We start from the raw sequence: 21353 nt of genomic DNA, 5'->3' as shown, positions 1-21353 counted from the left end.
CGGAATTGCCCGCAAGAGCGCTGCTCAGGCAACTTCTTGTCACCACAGCGGTAACAGTCCCGCACTGAACCACACCCCGCGGTCCCTGGCACCTCCGGCTTCCGCCAGGATGTGTGAAACAGATAAGCAAACCTCACAGGGGGACGCGGGATGAGTTACAACCAGCCGGGGCCGTACGGCCAGCAGCCGCAGCAGCCGGGCCCCTACGGGCAGCAGCCCCCGCAGGCGCCGAACCCGTACGGCCAGCAGCCGCAGCAGCCCGGGTACGGCTACCCCCAGCAGGCCCCGCCGCCGCCCGGCCCGCCGCAGGGCTACCCCCAGCAGGGCGGCTACCAGCAGCCCCCGCAGCCGCCCCAGCCCGCGTACGGCTACCAGCAGCCCCAGACGCCCCCGTACGGCGGCATGCCCGCGCAGCAGCCCCCGAAGAAGTCCAAGGCGGGCCCGATCATCGCGGTGGTCCTGGTCGTCGCCGTGATCGCGGCCGGCGGCTGGTGGTTCCTCGGCGGCGGCTCGGGCGGCTCGGTCTCCGACGCCACGAAGGGCTACAAGCTGGTCGCCCCGGAGTCGGTGGGCGAGTTCCTGAAGAACCCGAAGTACCAAGAGCAGCCCATGTCCGACAAGGACAAGCAGGAAGCCGAGGCCGCGGGCATCAAGAACCCCGCCCAGGTGGGGATGAGCTACTCGTCCGGCGACCCGAAGAACGCGCTGACGGCCAAGGGCCTCAACTTCAGCGGCGTCTACGGTGAGCTCGCCGACCCCGAGAAGACGGTGGACTCGTACTTCGCGATGGCCAAGCTGAACGCCGCCAAGAAGAACGAGAAGATGACCGTCGAGCTCATCGGCAGCCCCAAGGAGATCACTCCGGCCGGCTTCAAGGGCGCCGTGCTCAAGTGCCAGGACATCAAGTTCACCTCGAACGACCCGGCGTACAAGGGGCCCAAGGAATACACGCTGCCCGTCTGCATCTGGGGTGACTACAGCACCGTGGCCGTGGTCACCGCGTCGGACGCGGTCTCCATCCTCGCCGGCAAGCCGGGCTACACCCTGGAGCAGAACGCGGACTTCGCCGCGAAGCTCTACAACACCGCCCGCGTGAAGAAGTAACTCCCGCGGAACGTACGAAGAAGGGGCGCTCCCGGTCGGGAGCGCCCCTTCTTCGCGTACTGCTGCCGCTACGCCGACTTCTCGTGCGGGCCCTGGTCCTTCGGGACGATGCGGGGGACCAGCGTCGGGTTGACGTTGGAGCGGACCACATCGGAGGTGATGACCACGCGGGCCACGTCCTTGCGGGACGGGACCTCGTACATCACCGACATCAGGACCTCCTCCATGATGGCGCGCAGGCCGCGCGCGCCCGTCTGGCGGAGGATGGCCTGGTCGGCGATGGCCTCGAGGGCCTCGCGCTCGAAGTCCAGCTCCACGCCGTCGAGTTCGAAGAGGCGCTGGTACTGCTTCACCAGCGCGTTGCGCGGCTCCACCAGGATCTGGAGGAGCGCCTCGCGGTCGAGGTTGTGGACCGAGGTCAGGACGGGGAGGCGGCCGATGAACTCGGGGATCATCCCGAACTTCACCAGGTCCTCCGGCATGACCTCCTGGAACTGGTCGCTCGCCTCGATCTCGCGCTTCGAGCGGATCGTCGCCCCGAAGCCGATGCCCTTGGCGCCCGCACGCGACTCGATGATCTTCTCGAGGCCGGCGAAGGCGCCGCCCACGATGAAGAGCACGTTCGTCGTGTCGATCTGGATGAACTCCTGGTGCGGGTGCTTGCGGCCGCCCTGCGGCGGGACGGAAGCGGTCGTGCCTTCCAGGATCTTCAGGAGGGCCTGCTGGACGCCCTCGCCCGAGACGTCGCGCGTGATCGACGGGTTCTCGCTCTTGCGGGCGACCTTGTCGATCTCGTCGATGTAGATGATCCCGGTCTCGGCCTTCTTGACGTCGTAGTCCGCCGCCTGGATCAGCTTCAGCAGGATGTTCTCGACGTCCTCGCCGACATAGCCGGCCTCCGTCAGCGCCGTCGCGTCGGCGATGGCGAACGGGACGTTCAGCATGCGGGCCAGGGTCTGGGCGAGGAGCGTCTTGCCGGAGCCCGTGGGCCCGAGCAGCAGGATGTTGGACTTCGCGAGCTCGATCGCGTCGTCCCGCCCCTGCGCGCCGCCGTTCTCGCCGGCCTGTACGCGCTTGTAGTGGTTGTAGACCGCTACCGAGAGCGCCTTCTTCGCCGGCTCCTGGCCGACGACGTAGCTCTCCAGGAACTCGTAGATCTCACGGGGCTTGGGGAGTTCCTCCCACCGGACCTCGGAGGTTTCCGCGAGTTCCTCTTCGATGATCTCGTTGCAGAGGTCGATGCACTCGTCGCAGATGTACACACCGGGTCCTGCGATGAGCTTCTTCACCTGCTTCTGGCTCTTTCCGCAGAACGAGCACTTGAGCAGGTCGCCGCCGTCACCGATGCGTGCCACGAGGTGCTTCCCCTTCGCCTGGGAGACGCCTGGTTCAGCGCTCCTGGTGCCTCATATCCGACGGTACCTTGCCGGGGGCCCCGTTCGGGGCCCCCTTGACGTGGTTCACATCGCGGAATCCCGCGGTGTCGCCACGCCAGCTGGCGGCAAGGATCAGACCGCGTTCATCTTGCGGGTCGAGACGATCTGGTCGATCAGCCCGTACGCCAGCGCGTCCTCGGCCGTGAGGATCTTGTCGCGCTCGATGTCCTCGCGGATCTTCTCGATCGGCGTGGACGAGTGCTTGGCCAGCATGGACTCCAGCTGGTCGCGCATGCGCAGGATCTCGTTGGCCGCGATCTCCAGGTCGGAGAGCTGCTCGCGGCCGGTGCCGCCGGAGGGCTGGTGGATCAGCACACGGGCGTTCGGCAGGGCCATGCGCTTGCCGGGGGTGCCGGCGGCGAGCAGGACCGCGGCGGCGGAGGCCGCCTGGCCCATGCAGACCGTCTGGATGTCCGGCTTCACGAACTGCATCGTGTCGTAGATCGCCGTCAGCGCGGTGAAGGAGCCGCCGGGGCTGTTGATGTAGATCGAGATGTCGCGGTCCGGGTCCATCGACTCCAGGCACAGCAGCTGCGCCATGACGTCGTTGGCCGAGGCGTCGTCGATCTGCACGCCGAGGAAGATCACGCGCTCCTCGAAGAGCTTCGCGTACGGGTCGTACTCGCGCACGCCCTGCGAGGTGCGCTCGACGAAGCGCGGGATGACGTAGCGGTTGTCGACCTGGGGGCCGGAGTAGAGGCCGCTAGCGGAGAAGTTGGTCTGCATCTGGGTGTTCACCGTCCTGGTGGCGTTCTGCGGGCTGAGGGTGCCTGGCTCGGGCGGGCGGGGCGTACGGGTCCTCGTACTCGTACGGGACGCCGTGCGCCGGGCCGGGATCAGGCCCCGGTGCCGCCGCCGCCCGGGACCAGGGACGCGGCGGAGATGATCTCGTCGATGAGGCCGTAGTCCTTGGCCTCCTCCGCCGTGAACCAGCGGTCGCGGTCGCCGTCGCGGATGATCGCCTCCACGGTCTGGCCCGAGTGGTGCGCGGTGATCTCAGCCATGCGCTGCTTGGTGCGCAGCAGGTACTGGGCCTGGATCTTGATGTCCGAGGCGGTGCCGCCGATGCCGGCGGAGCCCTGGTGCATCAGGATGTCGGTGTTCGGGAGCGCGAAGCGCTTGCCCGTGGCGCCGCCGGTGAGCAGGAACTGGCCCATGGAGGCGGCCATGCCCATGCCGATGGTGACGACGTCGTTCGGGATGTACTGCATGGTGTCGTAGACCGCCATGCCCGCCGTCACGGAGCCACCGGGGCTGTTGATGTACAGGTAGATGTCCTTCTCCGGCTCGGCGGCCAGGAGGAGGAGCTGCGCCGTGATCTTGTTCGCGATCTCGTCGTCGACCTGCTGGCCGAGGAAGATGATGCGCTCGCCGAGCAGCCGGTTGTAGACATGGTCGCCGAGGCCGCCACCGATGGACGGCTCACCCGCGGCGTAAGGCTTCAGATTCGTCACGTATCCACCTGCTCGTCTCCGACGGCCACATGCCGTCTCAGCGTCTCGTTCTGGGGCGCGGACCTACCGGTGGGGCGATGCCCGCCGGCGTCGGGTACTCCCGTGCCCTCGTATTCATGGACCCTAACGCGCAGGTAGGACAACGCCATCCCGCTTCCCGAACTGTTCGCTCGGAGCGCAAGGTCCCGAGCACTTCCCGAGGGCATGCGCAAGGGCCCGGACGCGGCTGCGTCCGGGCCCTTCGGGGCGCTGCTCGGGGGGCTCGCCGGAGCGTCCCCCCGGGGTGTTACTTGGCCTCTTCGGCCGTCACCTCGGTGTCGCCGTCGACGGCGGCCTCGACGACCTCGGCGGCCGTCTCGGTCTCGTCCTCGTCGTCGGAGAGGTCGACGACCTCACCGTTGGTGTCGGTGACCTTGGCGGCCTCGACGACGACCGCGAGGGCCTTGCCGCGGGCGACCTCGCCGACCAGCATCGGGACCTGGCCGCCCTCGACGACGGCCTGGGCGAACTGGTCGGGGGACATGCCGGAGGACTGCGCGCGGCGCATGAGGTGCTCGGTGAGCTCCTCCTGGTTGACGCCCAGCTTCTCCTTGTTGACCAGCGCGTCGAGGACGAACTGGGTCTTGATGCCCTTGACGGCCTGCTCGGAGGTCTCGGCGTCGAACTCCTCGACCGTCTTGCCCTGGATCTCGAGGAACTTCTCGAGGTTCAGGCCCATCTGGCCGAGCTGGTGGTGCTCCAGGTTGTGCTTGCGGGTCTGGACCTCGTCCGCGAGGAGCTTCTCGGGGATCGGGACCTCGACGAGCTCCAGGAGCTTCTCGAGGACGCGCTCCTGGGCCTGGGTGGCCTGGTCGTACTGCTTCATGTTCTCGAGGCGCTTGCGGCTGTCCGCCTTGAGCTCCTCGAGGGTGTCGAACTCGCTCGCCATCTGGGCGAACTCGTCGTCCAGCTCCGGCAGCTCGCGGGCGGAGACCTTGGTGACCTTGACGGTGACCTCGGCGTCCTGGCCCTCGGCGGAGCCGCCCTTCAGCTGGGAGGTGAAGGTGGCCTCGCCACCGGCCTCCAGGCCCTTGACGGCCTCGTCGATGCCTTCGAGGAGCTCGCCCGAGCCGATGGTGTAGGAGACGTCGCTGGCGACGCCGTCCTCGAGCACCTCGCCGTCGACCTTGGCCTCCAGGTCGACGGTGACGACGTCGCCGTCCTGGGCGGCGCGCTCGACGTCCTTGGTGGACGCGAAACGGCCGCGCAGCTGCTCGACCGACTTCTCGACGTCCTCGTCCGAGACCTCGACCGCGTCGACCTCGACCTCGATGCCGGAGTAGTCCGGGATCTCGATCTCGGGGCGGACGTCCACCTCGGCGGTGAAGGTCAGCAGCTCGCCGTCCTTCAGCTCCGTGATGTCGACCTCGGGCTGGCCCAGCGGGTTCAGGTCGGCCTCGTTGACCGCCTCGGTGTAGAACTTCGGGAGGGCGTCGTTGACGGCCTCCTCCAGCACCGCACCGCGGCCGAAGCGCTGGTCGATGACCCGGTTCGGGATCTTGCCCTTACGGAAGCCCTTCACCGTGACCTGCTGGTTGATCTTCTTGTACGCCGCGTCGAGGCTGTCCTTGAGCTCCTCGAAGGGCACCTCAACAGTGAGCCGAACCCGAGTCGGATTCAGGGTCTCCACGGCGCTCTTCACGGTTCGGTCTCCTTGTGGCTGACTGCTGGGGGTTCTGCCGGAACGCTGCGATTCAGCGGCCTCAGCGGATTCGGCCCGGTACATCAGACACACGGGCACGCAGCTTGCATAGTAACCGCAAGCGGCAATCAGCCCACAACGCGATCTTCACGAACGATCCCGGTGGAGGGCGGTACTGGTGGTCGGGGTGGCCGGATTCGAACCGACGACCTTCCGCTCCCAAAGCGGACGCGCTACCAAGCTGCGCCACACCCCGTCGGTGCGACACGTAGGGTACATGCCCGGAGACCCTCCGACGCCACCGGTTTCCCAGGCGGGCGCACGCGCGCGCGGCGCGGAACCGGACACGGCGCGAAAAGCGGTGTGCACTCCCCCCGCGCGACCCGCTAGGATGCTGTCCGTGCCGCGGTCCCCGGACCTGCGGCGCACGTGTTGCGGGTGTAGCTCAATGGTAGAGCCCTAGTCTTCCAAACTAGCTACGCGGGTTCGATTCCCGTCACCCGCTCTTCATGGCTCAGGGCCAGGTCGGAGATCTTCTCCTCGACCTGGCCCTGAGGCGTTCGCGGGGTCGGTTTCGCGGGGTCGGTGGCGGGTCAGAGCTTGATGCCCGCGATGGTGTCCGCGAGGGAGTTCAGGAACCGGTTGACGTCCGGGGCGATGGAGCTGGACGCGAGGAAGAAGCCGAAGAGGACCGCGATGATCGCGGGGCCGGCCTTCATGTGCTTGCCGCGGATCAGGATCACCAGGATGACCGCCAACAGAACCACCACTGACAGCGAAATGGCCACTACTGATCACACCTTCGGTCGTCCCCTGGCCGGCCCGGGGCGTACGGCCCTGTACGCCCCCACATGGACCATCCTCCCACCAACCGGCCCCCGCTATCCGCCTCGTGACGAATCGCCATCACGTCTTTTCCGCCAAGCACGCACATACCGGGCACATTTCGGGCGTGGGGCGGGGGTCAGGGCGTGGTGATGCCGAGGAGGGAGCGGACGTACGCGTACTTCGCGGCCAGCCGGTCGCGGGTGGGCGCGTCCAGTACGGAGAGGCGTACGGGATCGGCGTTGTGCGCGATGTCGGCTTCCTTGACGAGGAGGGCGCCGGGCGTGGCGAGGATGCGGGCGGCGTAGTCCTCGAGCGGTTCTCCGGCGCGTTTGGTGAGGGCCAGGACCATGGCCTTGACCTCCTCCGGGAGGGCGGCCGCGGCGAGCTGTCCGGGGCTGAGCGCGTCGTCCTCCACGGAGTCGTGGAGCCAGGCCGCGGCCTGCTGGGCGGGGCTGCCGCCGCGCAGCCGCACGCCCTCGGCGACGGCGGCCAGGTGCTCGGCGTAGGGCCGGCCGGCCTTGTCGGTCTGCCCCTCGTGCGCGGAGCGGGCGAGGGCCTCTACCTCGGTGAGGGTCAGGGAGCGGGCCGTCATGCGATCTCCTTCGCTGCCGTGCGCAGGGCCTCGGCGGCCCGGCGTACGTCCACCTGCGTGGTACGCCAGTTGGAGAACGCGGCGCGCAGGGCGGCGGTTCCCCCGTGGACCGTGGGGGTGACGAACACCTCGGCGGCCACGGCCTCCCGCAGGGCGGTCAGCCGCTCGGGGGTGGGGTCCTGGGCGAGGGTGAAGCAGACGACGTTGAGGCGGACCGGGGCCAGGAGCCTGAAGGCCGGGTCCCGGTCGAGCCGCTCGCCGAGGGAGCGGGCGCAGGCGATGTCCCGTTCGACGATCTCCCGGTGGCCCTCGCGGCCGTAGGCGCGCAGGGTGAACCAGGCGGCGAGGGCCCGCAGCCGGTGGGAGTTCTCGGGGGTGAGGTGGACCAGGTCGGGTTCGGCGCCGAGGGGTCCGAGGTAGGCGGCGGCGTTGGCGAAGACCCGGGTCTGGAGGTCGCGGCGGCGGGTGAACTGGACGGCGCTGTCGTAGGGGACGTTGAGCCATTTGTGCAGGTCGACGCAGACGGAGTCCGAGGCGTCGAGCCCGGCGACGAGGTGCGCGTGCTCCGGGGAGAGGGCCGCGAAGGCGCCGAAGGCGGCGTCGGTGTGGAGCCAGAAGTCGTGGCGCGGGCGCAGGGCGGTGATGGCCCGGAGGTCGTCGAAGTCGACGGTGTTGACGGTGCCGGAATTGGCGACGACCACCGCCGGGCCGGGCGTGTCGGCCAGGGCCCGGTCGAGGGCGGCGGGGTCGACGGCCTCCCGGCCGGGGAGGGTGGGCACCCGGACGAGGGAGGCGCGGCCGAGGCCGAGGACGGCGAGGGCCTTGGCGATGGAGGAGTGCGGGGCGCCGGAGAGGACGCGGACGGGGCCGAGGGCCGCCGCGCCGTCCTCGGCCGGGCGGACCCCGAGGCGTTCGCCGAGCCACTCGCGGGCGATGGCGAGGCCGGTGGTGTTGGACATGGTGGCGCCGCTGACGAAGGTGCCGGTGTGGTCCTCGGAGAGGCCGAAGAGCTCGCGCAGCCAGCCGACGGTCTCGCGTTCGAGGTGCTGGCCGGCGCCGTCGAGGGCGGAGTTGGAGTTCTGGTCGTGGGCCGCGGTCAGCCAGTCCCCGGCGAGGGCGGCGGGGGTGGCTCCGCCGGTGACGAAGCCGAGGTAGCGGGGTCCGGCGGAGGCCGAGAGGCGGGGTGCCCAGCGGGCCTGGAACTCGGCCAGGGCCTGCTCCGTACCGCTGCCGTGTCCGGGCAGCGGCAGGGGCGCGGGCGGTTCGGCGGCGGGCGGTACGACGGGACGGTCGTCCAGGGCCGCGAGGGCCTCGGCGGCGGCGCGGCGGGTGGCGTCGAGGAGTTCGGGGAGCCGGACGAGGTCGGCGGCGAGCGTACGGTCCATGGCGGCACCGTAGGGCGCGCGGGGGGCCGGGGGGACGGGCCAATCCCGGGTGAGTGGCCGGGCGTGGCGGCTTAGGGTCGGGGGATGACCGGACAGGGGCGGGCGAAACGGGTTGGTGCGGTGGCGGGGGCCTTGGCCCTGGCCGGGGTGCTGACGGGGGTGGGGACGGGGTGCACCCCGTTCATGGAGGCGATCGGGGAGGCGCCGCCGTCGGCGGAGCCGGTGCCCTGCCCCGAGGGCGGGGTGCGGCTGCTGGAGGGCACCGGGAACGCGGCGATGGGGCTGCGCGTGGGGGAGGTCCAGCTGCTCAACTGCGGTACCCGCCCCTACCTACTGGCGGGGCATCCCGACCTGCGGCTGCTGGACCGCGAGGAGCGGCCGGTGGAGGTGTCCGTGGGGCAGGGGTCGAACGGTGTGGTCTCCTCGACCGGCCTCGACTCCGCGCCGCAGCCGGTGACCCTCCGGCCCGGGGAGTCCGCGTCGGTGTCGCTGCTGTGGCGGAACCTGGTCACCGACGGGACCCCGGCCGAGGGGTGGGTGGTGGACCTGGCGCCGAAGCCGGGCGCGCCCCGGCTCCGGCTGCGGCTCACGGTGCCCGTCGACCTGGGGACCACGGGGAAGCTCGGGGTCGGGCCCTGGAGACCGGCGGGGCGGTGACGTCCGGACGGCCGGCCCCCGCGGTCCGGGCTGCGGCGCGGCGCGTCCGCTGCGGTCAGAGCGTCGCGTAGGCCGGCGCCGGGCGGGCCGTGAGGGTGGTCATGCGGGAGGTGATGACGGTGGCGGTGCTGCGCGGGAGGCGGTCCGCGATGAGGCCGTCGGCGAGGAAGAGCACCTGGTCGGCGTGGGCGGCGGCGGCCGGGTCGTGAGTGACCATGACGACGGTGGCCCCGAGGGAGTCGACGGCGTCCCGCAGCAGGCCGAGGACCTCGGCGGCGGTGGTGGTGTCGAGGGCGCCGGTGGGTTCGTCGGCGAAGACCACGTCGGGCCGGGTGACCAGGGCCCGGGCGATGGCGACCCGCTGCTGCTGGCCGCCGGAGAGTTCGGCGGGGCGGCGCCCGCCCTTGCCCTCGAGGCCGACGCGGGCGAGCAGCTCGGCGGCCCGGGCCCGGTCCTGGCGGCCGCCGCCGAGGCTCATCGGGAGGAGGACGTTCTGCTCGACGGTGAGCGAGGGCAGCAGGTTGAAGGCCTGGAAGACGAAGCCGAGGCGGCTGCGGCGCAGCTCGGTGAGTTCGTTCTCGTTCATGGTGCTGATCTCGGTGCCGCCGAGCCGGACGGAGCCCTCGGTGGGGACGTCGAGTCCGGCGGCGCACTGGAGGAAGGTGGACTTGCCGGAGCCGGAGGGGCCCATCACGGCGGTGAAGCTGCCGCGCGGCAGGCTGAGGTCGATGCCGCGCAGGGCGTGGACGACGGCGCCGCCCCGTCCGTAGGCGCGCCGTACGCCGCGCAGCTCGACGGCGGGCGTGGGCCCGTACTGTCCGGCCTCGTACTGTCCGGCCCCGTGCTGTGCGGCCTCGTCCTGTCGTGCGTTCCTGTTGCGCCGCAGCCCCATGGTGTGCCGCCTTCCGTGCCGTGTCCGCTGTGCCGTGTCCGTGTTGTCGTGGTCGACGCTACGGATCACCGTGCGGCGGCGGCCATGGAGCGGCCCGGCGGGTGCCCGGTGGGGTAAACCCCACCGCGGGTCAGGGGGAGCGGCGGATGAGGAGCAGGGCGCGGTCGTCGTTGACGTCCTTGGCGACCTTTTCGATCAGGTGCCAGGCGGCGCCCTCCCAGCCGGCGGCGACGTAGCGGTCGGCCTCGCCGGTGAGCCGGTCGATGCCCTCGCTGATCTCGCGGTCGGAGGTCTCCACAAGGCCGTCGGTGAAGAGCATCAGGACGTCTCCGCGCCGCAGGTTGCCCCGGGCGGGTTCGAAGGTGGCCCCGTCGTAGACGCCGAGCAGCGGGCCCTCGCCGGAGACCTCCTGCCAGCGGCCGGTGCCGGCGGAGAGCTGGAGGGCGGGGAGGTGTCCGGCGGACAGCAGTTCGTAGTCGCCGGTCTCCAGGTCCAGGACGAGGTGGATGGAGGTGGCGAAGCCCTCGTCCCAGTCCTGGCGGAGCAGGTAGCCGTTGGCGGCGGGCAGGAACCCGTGCGGCGGCAGGGCGCCGAGCAGCCCGCCGAAGGCCCCGGACAGCAGCAGGGCGCGGGAGCCGGCTTCCATGCCCTTGCCGGAGACGTCGGTGAGGACGATCTCCAGGGTGCGGCCGCCGTTGGTGCGGGCGGCGACGACGAAGTCCCCGGAGAAGGACTGGCCGCCGGCCGGGCGCAGGGCCATCTCGCGGTGCCAGCCGCGCGGCAGGGCGGGCAGCTTGCTCTGGACCCGGATGCGTTCGCGCAGGTCGAAGAGCATGGTGCCGCCGCGTCTCCAGGGGACGCCGACGCGGCTGCGGAACTGGGCGATGACCAGTCCGAAGAATCCGCAGGCGGCCACGACGAGCACGGTCCCGGGGGTGACCCGGGCGGGGCCCTGGGTATAGGGGCCGAGGACGAGGGCCTCGACGATCAGGGCGGCCGCGGAGGCGGCGTACAGGCCGAGCAGGCTGGCGGGCCGCAGCAGGAGTCCGCCGGCGACGATGGGCAGGACCAGTGCCGACGGGGAGAACCAGACGGGCATCAGGAGGGTGCCGCAGGCTATGGCGGGGACGGTCAGGAGGAGTCCGCCGAAGGCCAGCCAGTCGGAGGCGTCCCCGCGGAAGTAGTCGACGGCGGATTTGCGCATGGCGGTGCGGGCCCGGTGCGACAGCATGCGCATCCGGGCCCTGAGCGTCTCCATACGTGCTCCGGCCATTGCTTCGGGACCCTATCCATCCTGGCTGTGGCTGCGCAGGGGGACCCCCGGACCTACGGAACTTCGCGGGGCAAAAACCCTTCGCCCGCGGCCGAATGCCCGGGTGAGGATGGCCTCATGGCTCTTGAGATGCGGATTTTGAAGCGCGATGAGTGGGATGTCTGGTTCGATCATCTGGAACTGGCATTCGGTGGTGTGGCCGAGGTCCGGGAGAGCCGGGAGCTCTTCCGGTCACTGACGGAGCCGGACCGCTCGCTCGGCGTCTGGGACGGCGGGGACTGCGTCGGCTCGGCCTCCGCCTTCAGTTTCCGCCTCTCCGTGCCGGGCGGGGCGCTGGTGCCCGCGGCCGGAGTCACGATGGTCGGTGTCGCGCCGACGCACCGCAGGCGCGGGGTGCTCACCTCGCTGATGCGCCGCCAGCTGGACGACGTCCGCGCGGGTGGCGAGCCGCTCGCCGTGCTGACGGCCTCGGATCCGGCGATCTACGGGCGTTTCGGTTACGGCACGGCCGCCTACGCCATGTCCGTCGACATCGACACCACCCGGGTACGGCTCTCCGTGCCACCGGGGACGGACGGGGTGCGGCTGCGGCTCGTGGACCCGGAGAAGGCCCTCGCGGACTGCGAGCGGGTCTACGCCGCCCTGGTCGCGGGCCGGCCGGGGATGCTCGCGCGCCGGCCGGGGTGGGAGCGGCAGGCGGTGCTGGACCCCGAGGCGCAGCGGGACGGGGCGTCGCCGCTGAAGTGCGTGGTGGCGGAGGACGCCGACGGCGAGGTGGTCGGGTACGCCCGCTACCGGGTCCGGCCCGACTGGGAGCAGACCGGTTCGGACGGCAAGGTGCAGGTGGGCGAGGTGGACGCGCTGGACCCGGCGGCGTACGCGGCGCTGTGGCGCTACCTCTTCGAGATCGACCTGACCTGGCACGTGCGGGCCTTCATGCGGCCCGTGGACGATCCGCTGTTCCACCTGGTCAGCGACGTCCGGCGGGTCCGGGTGAGGCAGCGGGACGCACTGCACGTGCGGCTGGTGGACCTGCCGGCCGCGCTGGAGGCGCGGGCGTACGGGGCCCCGCTGGACGTGGTCCTGGAGGTGGAGGACGCGCTCTGCCCGTGGAACGCGGGGCGGTGGCGGCTGACGGCCGGCGCCGGTGGCTCCGCCCAGTGCACGCGGACCGAGGATCCCGCCGATCTGGAGCTGTCGGTCCGTGAGCTGGGCTCGGCGTACCTCGGCGGGATCACGCTCACCTCGCTGGCGGCGGCCGGCCGGGTGCGCGAGCTGCGCCCGGGCGCGCTGCGGGAGGCCTCGCGGGCCTTCACGGGCGACGTGGCCCCCTGGCTGCCGCACGGGTTCTAGCCGGGCCGGCTCCGCGCGGCTAGGGGGTGTCCGGCGGATCAGGGCCGGGCCCGGCCCGCCTGGCACCGCGGCTTGCCGCGTTGTCGTCGGTCGCCAATGCTCCGCAGTGGCTCCCTCCTCCGCCTTGCAATCCACGGCACCAGACGACCCGGCCTATCCGGCCCTGATCCACCGGACACCCCCTAGCGCTGCTGGCAGGTGGGGCACCAGAAGAGGTTGCGGGCGGCGAGACCGGCGGTGCGGATCTCGCCCCCGCAGATGTGGCAGGGCATGTTCGCCCGTCGGTAGACGTACACCTCGCCGCCATGGTCGTCCACCCTCGGCGGGCGGCCCATGGCCTCGGGGAGGTGCTCGTCGCGGACGGTGTCGATCCGGTTGTTCCGTACGCCCTCGCGCATCAGCTCCACCAGATCGGCCCACATCGCGTCCCATTCGGCGCGGATGAGGTCCTTGCCGAGCCGGTAGGGGTCGATGCCGTGCCGGAAGAGGACCTCGGCGCGGTAGACGTTGCCCACGCCCGCGACGATCTTCTGGTCCATGAGCAGGGCGGCGACGGTGGTGCGGGAGCGGGAGATGCGGGCCCAGGCGCGGCCGGGGTCGTCGGCCGGGCGCAGCGGGTCGGGGCCGAGGCGGTCGTGTATCGCCTTCTTCTCGCCCTCGCCGATCAGCGCGCAGACGGTGGGGCCGCGCAGGTCGGCGTAGTGGTCCTCGTTCAGCAGGCGCAGCCGGACCGTGTCGGTGGCCGGCGGGGCCGGGGCGGGGCCGAAGCCGAGCTTGCCGAAGAGGCCGAGGTGGATGTGGATCCAGGCGTCGCCCAGCTCCAGGAAGAGGTGCTTGCCGTGTGCCTCGGCGCTCTCCAGCTCGCGGCCGTCGAGCAGGGCCGCGCTCTCGGCGAAGCGGCCCTGGGGGCTGCTCACCCGTACCGGGCGGGCGGCGAAGCGCTCGGTGTGGTCCTGGGCGAGGCGGTGGATCGTATGCCCTTCGGGCACGGCGGTGCTCCTCGATGCTCACGGACGTGCCGCCGGACACCGTCCGGCGGCACGGGGGTCCGGTCCTACTGGTCCTGCGGGTGGTGGGCCGGGATCGGGGGGAGCTCGCCGGTGGTCTCGTACGCGGAGAGCATCTCGATGCGGCGCGTGTGGCGCTCCTCGTCGGAGTACGGGGTCGCCAGGAAGGCCTCGATGAAGCTGACGGCCTCGTCCTGGGTGTGCATCCGGCCGCCGACGGAGATGACGTTGGCGTTGTTGTGCTCGCGGCCGAGCTTCGCGGTCTCCACGCTCCAGGCGAGGATGGCGCGGACGCCCTTGACCTTGTTCGCGGCGATCTGCTCGCCGTTGCCGGAGCCGCCGATCACGACGCCGAGGCTGTCGGCGTCCGCGGCGGTCTTCTCCGCGGCGCGCAGGCAGAACGGCGGGTAGTCGTCGACGGCGTCGTAGATGTGGGGCCCGCAGTCGACGGGCTCGTGGCCGTTGTTCTTGAGCCAGTCCACCAGGTGGTTCTTGAGCTCAAAGCCGGCATGGTCGGATCCGAGATACACGCGCATGGGTCGAGTGTGGCACGCGACGCCTCAAGGGCCGACAGAGGGTGTCGCATAAATCACTTCTAAACCTCAAGTAAACCCAAAGAAGCCTGACGGGAGGGGTTGGGACCTTGGTCCCGGACTCAGGGCCTTAGGCAACTATCGGAACAGGGTCTTCCGCCCCGGCCACGTATCGGGTTTGAATGCCGGAACCCCGAGAACCTAAGGAATCGTCCATGAGCACCACGACGACCCTTCAGAAGGCAGGCGACCCGACCGGTGACCCCGGTTCCGCCCAGCCCTCCGACGGTCTGAAGGCCGGTCTCAAGAACCGCCACCTGTCCATGATCGCCATCGGCGGCGTCATCGGCGCCGGACTCTTCGTCGGCTCCGGCGGCGGCATCGCCAAGGCCGGCCCCGCCATCCTGATCTCGTACGCCCTCGTCGGCGCGATGGTCGTCTTCGTGATGCGGATGCTCGGCGAGATGGCCGCCGCCAGCCCGAACTCGGGCTCTTTCTCCGCCTACGCCGACCGCGCGCTGGGCCGCTGGGCCGGCTTCTCCATCGGCTGGCTGTACTGGTTCTTCTGGGTCGTCGTGCTGGCCGTGGAGGCCACCGCCGGCGCCGTCATCCTCGAGAGCTGGATCCCGGCCGTCCCGCAGTGGGCCTGGGCCCTGATCGTGATGGCCGTGCTGACCGTCACCAACCTCGGCTCGGTCGCCTCCTACGGCGAGTTCGAGTTCTGGTTCGCGGGCATCAAGGTCGTCGCCATCGGCGCCTTCGTGGTCGTCGGCATGCTCGCCGTCTTCGGCCTGCTGCCGGGCTCGGACAACCCGGGCGCGGGCTTCGCGCACCTCACCGACGCCGGCGGGTTCGTCCCCAACGGCTGGGGCTCGATCCTCACCGGTGTGCTGATGGTCGTCTTCTCCTTCATGGGCAGCGAGATCGTCACCCTGGCCGCCGGTGAGTCCGAGGACCCGCGTCGCGCGGTCACCAAGGCCACCAACTCGGTGATCTGGCGCATCGGCGTCTTCTACCTGGGGTCGATCTTCATCGTCCTGACCCTGCTGCCCTGGAACGACAAGTCGATCGTCGAGAAGGGCTCGTACGTCGCCGCCCTGGACTCGATCGGCATCGCGCACGCCGGCCAGATCATGAACGTGATCGTCCTGACGGCCGTGCTGTCCTGCCTGAACTCGGGCCTGTACACCGCTTCCCGCATGGCGTTCTCGCTGGGCGAGCGCGGTGACGCCCCGAAGGCCTTCGCCAAGGTCAGCAAGAAGGGCGTGCCGACGGCCGCCATCCTGGGCTCCGTGGTCTTCGGCTTCGTCGCCGTCTACTTCAACTACGCCTACAAGGACACGGTCTTCGACTTCCTGCTGAACGCGTCGGGTGCCATCGCGCTCTTCGTGTGGCTGGTCATCTGCCTGACCCAGCTGCGGATGCGCAAGATCCTGGTCCGCGAGGCGCCGGAGAAGCTGACCGTCAAGATGTGGCTCTTCCCGTACCTGACCTGGGCCACCGCCGCGATGATCACCTTCGTCCTGGCCTACATGGTCTACGACGAGGGCAACCGCAAGACGGTGATGCTCTCGCTGCTGGTCGCCGCCGTGGTGCTGGTCATCGGTGTGGTGCGCGACGCCCGCCGCAAGGCCGCCGCCCGCGCGTAGTGCCGTACGCGTACGACAGCAGCCCCGGACCGCCGCTCGCGGTCCGGGGCTGCTGTGCAGGTGCACGGCGCGGGTTCAGCCGCGGCGGCCGGCCAGCTTCCAGGCGGCCGGCAGCGCGCCCATGGCCAGCGCGGCCTTGAGGGCGTCGCCGATCAGGAACGGGGTCAGGCCCGTGGCCACGGCCGTGCCCAGCGAGATCCCGGTGACGGCCATCAGGTACGGCACGCCCACCGCGTAGATCACCGCGGAGCCCAGCACCATCGTGCTGGCCGTACGCAGCACCGAGCGGTCGCCGCCGCGCCGCGCGAGGGCGCCGACGAGGGTGGAGGCCAGCAGCATGCCGAGGACGTACCCGAAGGTCGCGCCGCCCGCGCCGGAGGAGCCGCCCGCGAACCACGGCACACCGGCCATGCCGACCAGGGTGTAGAGCGCCAGGGACAGGAAGCCGCGGCGGGCGCCGAACGCGGTGCCGACGAGCAGGGCCGCGAAGGTCTGCCCGGTGATCGGGGCGGCCAGGCCGTCGACGTGGACGGAGATCTGCGCGGCCAGGCCGGTGAGCGCGGCTCCGCCGACGACGAGCGCAATGTCGCGGACGCGGCTCGCGGGCAGCAGGTCGGCGAGGACGGCGCCGGGCCGGAAGGAGACGGAAGCGGTGCTCATCGGGGCTCCGTGGGGTGGGGGTGATCGGGCAGGGTCACCGTGACGTTAATCGCCGGCGCACCGCCGCCCCACCGCCGACCGGGACAAAGCCATACTGTCCGGTTTGGTGGAGACCGCACAAAGGTGCAGACCTACACCCGAGTTGAAGTGATCCCGATCACGGGCCACATCCGACGGCACATCCTTTTTGCTCCCACGGGTGCCCTACGGCGAGACTGTAGGTTCCCGCCAATCCCTTGCGCAGCCCCCACCGTCGCTTGCCTACCGAGAGTACGAATCTGCTCATGCGCGAAGACCTGTCCGTCACCGAGGACGGATTGCCCCCGGAACCCCTGAGCCACAGCCTCAAGCAGCGTCACCTGACCATGCTGGGCCTCGGCGGCGTGATCGGCGCCGGCCTGTTCGTCGGCTCCGGCGCCGGCATCGGCATCGCCGGTCCCGCGATCATCTGCTCGTACCTGCTCGCGGGCGTGCTCGCGATGCTGGTGATGCGGATGCTCGGCGAGATGTCCGCCGCGATGCCCGCCTCCGGCTCCTTCTCCGTCTACGCGGAGAAGGCCCTCGGACGCTGGGCCGGCTTCTCGGCCGGCTGGCTGTACTGGTTCCTGCTGGTCGTGGTGCTCGCCGTGGAGGCGACCGGCGCCGCGAACATCGCGAACGGGTGGCTGCCCGAGGTCGACCAGTGGGTGTGGGTACTGATCTTCATAGTGGTCTTCACCCTCAGCAACCTGGCCGCGGTGCGGAACTTCGGCGAGTTCGAGTTCTGGTTCGCCGCGCTGAAGGTCGGCGCGATCGTGCTGTTCCTGATCCTGGGCACCCTGGCGGTCTTCGGCTTCCTCCCCGACACCGAGCCGGTGGGGATGACCAACCTGACCGGCCGGGGCGGCTTCTTCCCGGCCGGCATCGGCGGGGTGATCGCCGGCATGCTCGCGGTGGTCTTCGCCTTCGGCGGCCTGGAGGTCGTCACCATCGCCGCCGCCGAATCGGACGACCCGGCCAAGTCCGTGTCCCGCGCGGTGCGCAGCGCGGTGTGGCGCATCCTCTTCTTCTACGTCGGCTCGATGCTGGTCATCGTGAGCCTGCTGCCGTGGGACTCGCTGAAGCCCGGTGAGAGCCCGTACGTCGCCGTCCTCGACTCCATCGGGATCCCGGCGGCCGGCCAGATCATGAACATCGTGGTGTTCGTGGCGCTGCTGTCGGCGCTGAACGCCAACCTCTACGGCTCCTCGCGCATGGTGTTCTCGCTGGCCGAGCGGGGCGAGGCGCCGAAGGCGCTGCTGAAGGTCTCGGGCAGCGGGGTGCCGACGCGCGCGGTGCTCGCCTCGGTGGCCTTCGGCTTCGTGTCGGTGGTGCTGAACCTGCTGTGGCCCGACACGGTCTTCCTCTACATGCTCAACGCGGTCGGCGCGGTGCTGCTGTTCGTGTGGGCGCTGATCGCGGTCTCGCAGCTGAAGCTGCGTCCCCGGCTGGAGCGGACCATGCCGGAGCGGCTGACGCTGCCGATGTGGGCGTTCCCGTACCTGACGTGGGCGGCGCTGCTGGGGATGGCGGCGGTGCTGGTGCTGATGCTGTTCGACGACTCGGCGCGGCCGCAGCTGCTGTGGTCCTCCGGCGCGGCGGCCGTGGTGCTGCTGGTGGCGGTGTACCGGGAGCTGCGGGCCCGCAGGTCCTGACCCTTCGACGCGCGCACGGCAGGCCCGGGACCCATGGTCCCGGGCCTGCTGCCGCTTTCCGGGGCGGGCGGTCACGTCCGGTGAGAGCGGTGTCCGGATGATGGACACAGAACGTCCGATAAACGGACGATCGGCAGACTGGCCCCCATGAGTCAGAGCACCACCGCACCCCCTGAGCAGCAGCGGCCCCGGGCCGGATCCCCCCTCGGCAACGGCCTCAAGCAGCGCCACCTCTCGATGATCGCCCTCGGCGGGGTCATCGGCGCCGGCCTCTTCGTCGGCTCCGGCGCCGGCATCGCGGCCGCCGGTCCCTCGATCGTGCTGGCGTACGCCGTGTCCGGGCTGCTCGTGATGTTCGTGATGCGGATGCTCGGCGAGATGTCCGCCGCCAACCCGGCCTCCGGCTCCTTCTCGGTGCACGCCGACCGGGCGATCGGCCCCTGGGCCGGCTTCACGGCGGGCTGGATGTTCTGGACCCTGCTGGTCGTGGGCGTGGCCATCGAGGCGATCGGCGCGGCGCACATCCTGGCTGGCTGGTTCCCGGGCACCCCGTCGTGGATGTGGGTGCTGGTCCTGATGGTGGTCTTCACCGTCAGCAACCTGGGCGCCGTCTCGCGCTTCGGCGAGTTCGAGTTCTGGTTCGCCGCCCTGAAGATCGGCGCCATCGGGCTCTTCCTGGGCCTGGGCGTGCTCGCCGTCCTGGGCCTGCTGCCCGGCACCTCCTCCCCCGGCGCGGCCAACCTGCTGCACGACGGCGGGTTCCTGCCCAACGGCGTCGACGGTCTGCTGGTCGGCCTGCTCGCCTCGGTCGTGGCGTACGGCGGGCTGGAGACGGTGACCATCGCGGCCGCCGAGTCCGAGAACCCGGTCAAGGGCGTGGCCAAGGCCGTGAAGACCACCATGTGGCGGATCGCGATCGTCTACGTCGGCTCGATGCTGGTGATCGTCACCCTGCTGCCCTGGAACGACCCGGCCGTCACCGAGCACGGCCCGTACGCCGCGACCCTGGACCACCTGGGCATCCCGGCCGCCGGCCAGATCATGAACGTGGTCATCCTGATCGCCCTGCTGTCCGCGATGAACGCCAACATCTACGGCTCCTCGCGCATGGCCTACTCCCTGGTCGCCCGGGGCCAGGGCCCGCGGGCGCTGGGCAAGGTCTCGGGCGGGGTGCCGCGGCGGGCGGTGCTGGCCTCCTCGGGCTTCGGGTTCGTCACCGTCCTGCTGTCGTACTGGTACCCGGACACCCTCTTCGCCTGGCTGCTGAACATGGTCGGCGGGGTCATCCTCATCGTCTGGGGCTTCATCGCGGTCTCCCAGTTCGTGCTGCGCCGGCGCCTGGAGCGCGAGGCCCCCGAGAAGCTGGCCGTGAAGATGTGGGGCTTCCCGTACCTGACCTGGGTGGCGCTGGCCGGGGTCGCCGGGGTGCTGGTGCTGATGGCCCTGGGCGAGGACACCCGGGTGCAGGTGGTCTTCACCGGCGGGCTGACCGCGGCCCTGGCCGCGACCGGATACGTCATGCAGCGCCGGGCGGCGGCGCGGGGCTGACGGTCCGACAGCCCTCCCCCGCCCCCTGCGAGGTGGACCCCGTGTGCGACACGGGGTCCACCTTTCTTCGTACCCAGGTAACCCTTATGTGTGACCCGGAATAGATACTGCTAGCGTGCAGTTGCGCATTAATTGCAATAAGCGATTGGCACGCCGAGGGGACCGGATACACGCATGGCCATCTACACGCTTCCTGAGCTTCCTTACGACTACGCGGCGCTCGAGCCGGTGATCAACCCGCAGATCATCGAGCTGCACCACGACAAGCACCACGCGGCCTACGTCGCGGGCGCCAACACCACGCTGGAGCAGCTGGAGGAGGCGCGCGACAAGGAGAACTGGGGCGCGCTGAACGGCCTGGAGAAGAACCTGGCCTTCCACCTCTCCGGGCACATCCTGCACAGCATCTACTGGCACAACATGGCCAGCCCGAAGACCGGCGAGGGCGGCGGCGAGCCGACCGCGGCCGACGGCCTGGGCGACCTGGCGGACGCGATCGCCGAGTCCTTCGGCTCCTTCGCGAAGTTCAGGAAGCAGCTGACCTTCGCGTCCTCCGCGACGCAGGGCTCCGGCTGGGGCGTACTCGCGTACGAGCCGATCAGCGGCCGTCTGATCGTCGAGCAGGTCTACGACCACCAGGGCAACGTGGGCCAGGGCTCGGTGCCGATCCTGGTCTTCGACGCCTGGGAGCACGCCTTCTACCTCCAGTACAAGAACCAGAAGGTGGACTTCATCGAGGCCATGTGGAAGGTCGTCAACTGGCAGGACGTGGCCGGACGCTACGCCGACGCCAAGGCGAACACCCCGCTGCTGATCCCCGTCAAGGGCTGATCGGCGCACCGGATCCGCCCGCCTCGTGATCGTCTTCTCAACCTTCACTCGCGGGCGTGTACAGCAGGAGGCCCCCGCGAGGACGTGACTCGCGGGGGCCTCCTGTGTGGGGCGACGGGCCGGCCTACTCGAAGGACGGGCCCTTGGTGCGGGTGCGCTTGATCTCGTAGAAGCCGGGGGTGGAGGCGACCAGCAGGGTGCCGTCCCACAGGCGGGCGGCGGCCTCGCCGCGCGGGGCCGGGGTGACGACCGGGCCGAAGAAGGCCACCTCCGCGCCGTCGGCGCCGGGCACGGAGATCACCGGGGTGCCGACCTCCTGGCCGACGCGGTCGATGCCGTCGTTGTGGGAGGCGCGCAGCACCTCGTCGTACTCGTCGGAGTCGGCGTACGCGAGCAGCTCGGCCGGCAGGTCGAGGGCCGCCAGGGCCTCGGCGATGACCTCGCGGGTCGCGCCCTTGTCCTCGTTGTGGATGCGGGTGCCCAGCTCGGTGTACAGCTTGCCGGTGATCTCGTCGCCGAACTTCTGCTGGGCCGCGACCACCACGCGCACCGGCGCCCAGCCCTTGGGGCCGAGCAGCTCGCGGTAGCGCTCGGGCAGCTCGTCGAGCTTGTTCTCGTTGAGCACGGCGAGGCTCATCACGTGCCAACGCACTTCGACGTCACGGACCTTCTCGACCTCGAGCATCCAGCGGGAGGTCATCCAGGCCCAGGGGCAGAGCGGGTCGAACCAGAAGTCGACCGGAGTCTTCTCGCGCACCTGGGTGTCGGTCATGGCTCTCCTCGAGTCGCATAAGGCA

At 70.6% G+C, this 21353-nt stretch carries 20 protein-coding genes and 2 tRNA genes; 8 read left to right on the top strand and 14 right to left on the bottom strand.

Translation table 11 applies throughout. From position 1 onward, the window contains the following. Nucleotides 1-150: 150 nt before the first annotated feature. Nucleotides 151-1104: a hypothetical protein gene (locus OOK34_RS18075; RefSeq protein ID WP_267034897.1), complete on the top strand. Its 954-nt coding sequence runs from the start codon at nucleotides 151-153 to the stop codon at nucleotides 1102-1104. Between the two features lie 68 nt (nucleotides 1105-1172). Here OOK34_RS18075 and clpX read toward each other — a convergent pair whose 3' ends face one another. From clpX to OOK34_RS18050, 5 genes are all read right to left on the bottom strand, one after another. After that, the gene (clpX, locus tag OOK34_RS18070) at nucleotides 1173-2459 is read right to left on the bottom strand and encodes an ATP-dependent Clp protease ATP-binding subunit ClpX (protein WP_031145485.1); all 1287 of its coding nucleotides are present in this window, start codon (nucleotides 2457-2459) and stop codon (nucleotides 1173-1175) included. Between the two features lie 153 nt (nucleotides 2460-2612). Next, entirely contained in the window at nucleotides 2613-3266 is a 654-nt protein-coding gene (locus tag OOK34_RS18065; protein ID WP_267034896.1) for an ATP-dependent Clp protease proteolytic subunit, read from the bottom strand. A gap of 110 nt (nucleotides 3267-3376) precedes the next feature. Next, nucleotides 3377-3994, bottom strand: coding sequence for an ATP-dependent Clp protease proteolytic subunit (locus OOK34_RS18060; protein ID WP_267034895.1), 618 nt, complete (start codon nucleotides 3992-3994; stop codon nucleotides 3377-3379). Between the two features lie 286 nt (nucleotides 3995-4280). Next, a complete protein-coding gene (gene tig, locus OOK34_RS18055; RefSeq protein ID WP_267034894.1) occupies nucleotides 4281-5675 on the bottom strand; it encodes a trigger factor in 1395 nt (464 codons plus the stop codon). Nucleotides 5676-5854: 179 nt separating this feature from the next. Next, a tRNA-Pro gene (locus OOK34_RS18050) sits at nucleotides 5855-5931 on the bottom strand. A gap of 178 nt (nucleotides 5932-6109) precedes the next feature. On the opposite strand from OOK34_RS18050, the gene OOK34_RS18045 reads away from it, so the two are divergent. Then, nucleotides 6110-6180: transfer RNA gene (locus OOK34_RS18045), tRNA-Gly, on the top strand. Nucleotides 6181-6268: 88 nt separating this feature from the next. On the opposite strand, the gene OOK34_RS18040 is transcribed toward OOK34_RS18045, so the two are convergent. The 3 genes from OOK34_RS18040 to OOK34_RS18030 form a co-directional block, all read right to left on the bottom strand. Further along, entirely contained in the window at nucleotides 6269-6463 is a 195-nt protein-coding gene (locus OOK34_RS18040) for a hypothetical protein (protein ID WP_267034893.1), read from the bottom strand. A 176-nt stretch (nucleotides 6464-6639) separates the two neighbouring features. Next, nucleotides 6640-7095: an HD domain-containing protein gene (locus OOK34_RS18035; protein ID WP_267034892.1), complete on the bottom strand. Its 456-nt coding sequence runs from the start codon at nucleotides 7093-7095 to the stop codon at nucleotides 6640-6642. Continuing rightward, nucleotides 7092-8480, bottom strand: a complete 1389-nt coding sequence (locus OOK34_RS18030) for a pyridoxal-dependent decarboxylase (protein WP_267034891.1) — start codon at nucleotides 8478-8480, stop codon at nucleotides 7092-7094. The genes OOK34_RS18035 and OOK34_RS18030 overlap by 4 nt, the downstream gene beginning before the upstream one ends. Nucleotides 8481-8564: 84 nt before the next feature. Here OOK34_RS18030 and OOK34_RS18025 point away from each other — a divergent pair, with 84 nt between their 5' ends. Further along, nucleotides 8565-9137, top strand: a complete 573-nt coding sequence (locus OOK34_RS18025; RefSeq protein WP_267034890.1) for a DUF4232 domain-containing protein — start codon at nucleotides 8565-8567, stop codon at nucleotides 9135-9137. 55 nt (nucleotides 9138-9192) lie between these two features. On the opposite strand, the gene OOK34_RS18020 is transcribed toward OOK34_RS18025, so the two are convergent. Both OOK34_RS18020 and OOK34_RS18015 read right to left on the bottom strand, forming a co-directional pair. After that, entirely contained in the window at nucleotides 9193-10029 is an 837-nt protein-coding gene (locus tag OOK34_RS18020; protein WP_267034889.1) for an ABC transporter ATP-binding protein, read from the bottom strand. A 130-nt stretch (nucleotides 10030-10159) separates the two neighbouring features. Then, a complete protein-coding gene (locus OOK34_RS18015) occupies nucleotides 10160-11287 on the bottom strand; it encodes a PP2C family protein-serine/threonine phosphatase (RefSeq protein WP_267034888.1) in 1128 nt (375 codons plus the stop codon). Between the two features lie 132 nt (nucleotides 11288-11419). Between OOK34_RS18015 and OOK34_RS18010 the strand changes: the two genes are divergently transcribed. Then, complete coding sequence (locus OOK34_RS18010; RefSeq protein WP_267034887.1) at nucleotides 11420-12655, top strand: GNAT family N-acetyltransferase; 1236 nt, start codon at nucleotides 11420-11422, stop codon at nucleotides 12653-12655. Nucleotides 12656-12837: 182 nt separating this feature from the next. Here the strand turns inward: OOK34_RS18010 and OOK34_RS18005 are convergent, their stop codons facing one another. Both OOK34_RS18005 and OOK34_RS18000 read right to left on the bottom strand, forming a co-directional pair. After that, nucleotides 12838-13644 (bottom strand): Fpg/Nei family DNA glycosylase, encoded by an 807-nt coding sequence (locus OOK34_RS18005; protein WP_267034886.1) that lies wholly within the window; start codon nucleotides 13642-13644, stop codon nucleotides 12838-12840. 65 nt (nucleotides 13645-13709) lie between these two features. Continuing rightward, the gene (locus OOK34_RS18000; protein WP_267034885.1) at nucleotides 13710-14198 is read right to left on the bottom strand and encodes a ribose-5-phosphate isomerase; all 489 of its coding nucleotides are present in this window, start codon (nucleotides 14196-14198) and stop codon (nucleotides 13710-13712) included. 212 nt (nucleotides 14199-14410) lie between these two features. Between OOK34_RS18000 and OOK34_RS17995 the strand changes: the two genes are divergently transcribed. Beyond that, a complete protein-coding gene (locus tag OOK34_RS17995; RefSeq protein ID WP_267034884.1) occupies nucleotides 14411-15844 on the top strand; it encodes an amino acid permease in 1434 nt (477 codons plus the stop codon). Between the two features lie 75 nt (nucleotides 15845-15919). Here the strand turns inward: OOK34_RS17995 and OOK34_RS17990 are convergent, their stop codons facing one another. Further along, the gene (locus OOK34_RS17990; protein ID WP_267034883.1) at nucleotides 15920-16504 is read right to left on the bottom strand and encodes a biotin transporter BioY; all 585 of its coding nucleotides are present in this window, start codon (nucleotides 16502-16504) and stop codon (nucleotides 15920-15922) included. Between the two features lie 284 nt (nucleotides 16505-16788). On the opposite strand from OOK34_RS17990, the gene OOK34_RS17985 reads away from it, so the two are divergent. The 3 genes from OOK34_RS17985 to OOK34_RS17975 all read left to right on the top strand — a co-directional run bounded on the left by OOK34_RS17985 (nucleotide 16789) and on the right by OOK34_RS17975 (nucleotide 20556). Further along, nucleotides 16789-18177, top strand: coding sequence for an amino acid permease (locus tag OOK34_RS17985; RefSeq protein ID WP_267034882.1), 1389 nt, complete (start codon nucleotides 16789-16791; stop codon nucleotides 18175-18177). A gap of 147 nt (nucleotides 18178-18324) precedes the next feature. Then, a complete protein-coding gene (locus OOK34_RS17980; RefSeq protein WP_267034881.1) occupies nucleotides 18325-19725 on the top strand; it encodes an amino acid permease in 1401 nt (466 codons plus the stop codon). A gap of 174 nt (nucleotides 19726-19899) precedes the next feature. Beyond that, nucleotides 19900-20556, top strand: coding sequence for a superoxide dismutase (locus OOK34_RS17975; RefSeq protein ID WP_267034880.1), 657 nt, complete (start codon nucleotides 19900-19902; stop codon nucleotides 20554-20556). 124 nt (nucleotides 20557-20680) lie between these two features. On the opposite strand, the gene OOK34_RS17970 is transcribed toward OOK34_RS17975, so the two are convergent. Next, entirely contained in the window at nucleotides 20681-21328 is a 648-nt protein-coding gene (locus tag OOK34_RS17970; protein ID WP_267034879.1) for a DsbA family protein, read from the bottom strand. Nucleotides 21329-21353: the final 25 nt, after the last annotated feature.

Source organism: Streptomyces sp. NBC_00091 (assembly GCF_026343185.1).
Taxonomy (GTDB): Bacteria; Actinomycetota; Actinomycetes; order Streptomycetales; family Streptomycetaceae; genus Streptomyces.
The sequence above is the reverse complement of the archived record's forward strand: the minus strand, read 5'-3'. Positions and strand labels throughout refer to the sequence as shown.